The organism is Micromonospora sp. M61 (assembly GCF_018070245.1).
In the GTDB taxonomy this organism is placed as follows: domain Bacteria; phylum Actinomycetota; class Actinomycetes; order Mycobacteriales; family Micromonosporaceae; genus Micromonospora; species Micromonospora zamorensis.
This window is the reverse complement of sequence record NZ_JAGPYA010000176.1, coordinates 1-933: the sequence shown is the minus strand read 5'-3', so window position 1 is coordinate 933 and position 933 is coordinate 1. Positions and strand designations below refer to the sequence as shown.

The 933-nt window shown below is 68.5% G+C and carries 1 protein-coding gene; it reads right to left on the bottom strand.

The window, feature by feature from the left end; translation table 11 throughout:
• Positions 1-7 precede the first annotated feature (7 nt).
• On the bottom strand, positions 8-933 hold a 926-nt coding region (locus tag KBX34_RS33195), incomplete at its 5' end, for an IS30 family transposase (protein WP_210929008.1).

Genomic DNA, 933 nt, shown 5'->3' with positions numbered 1-933 from the left:
GGCGGGCTCAACTGGTGGTTGCAACACCTAGGAGCTGGGTCATCTTCTCACCTGGGGTGGCCCAGCCCAGGGTCATGCGGGGGCGGTCGTTGAGTTCGTCGGCGACGTGGTCGAGGCCGGCCTGGTCGATGGTGGTGAAGTCGAATTGGCCTTTGGGGAAGTACTGGCGCAGCAGTCCGTTGGTGTTCTCGTTGCTGCCGCGTTGCCAGGGGCTGTGGGGGTCGCAGAAGTAGACCGGGCAGTCGGTGGCGATGGTGAAGTCACGGTGCCGGGCCATCTCCACGCCCTGGTCCCAGGTCAGCGAGGCCCGTAACCGTTGCGGTAGCCACCTCATCGCCGCGGCCAGTTGGGACACGACGTGTTCGGAGACCTTGCCCTCGGGCAGCCCGACCAGGATCACGAACCGGGTAGCGCGTTCCACCAGCGTGGCGATCGCGGAACCACCACGCCCACCCCGACGGACCCCTTCGAGCAGGTCACCTTCCCAGTGCCCGGGCACCGCCCGGTCGGCGACCTCAGCTGGCCGGTCAGCGATACGCAGGTTCACCCAGGGCCTAGCCGAGCGCACCGCCCCGGCCGGCGCGGCCCGACGGCGGCGAGCGGCCCGACCCGACCGCAACGCCACCTGCCGCGTCAACTCCGCGCGCAGGTTGCCCCGCGCCTGCAGGTAGATCGCCTGGTAAATCGTCTCGTGCGACACCCACATCTCCGGCATGTCCGGGAACTGCGCCCGCAGCCGGGCACTGATCTGCTGCGGCGAACGACGTCGACGCAGCATATCCAGCACCACCTGACGCAACGGCCCGTCAACAGCCAACCGCGCCACCCGCCCGCAGCGGTTATGCCGCAGAAACGACGCCCACTGCGCCATCAACGGCTGATACCGCTGCCCATAACGCTCGAACCGACCCACCTCCCGCGAGATCGTCGACA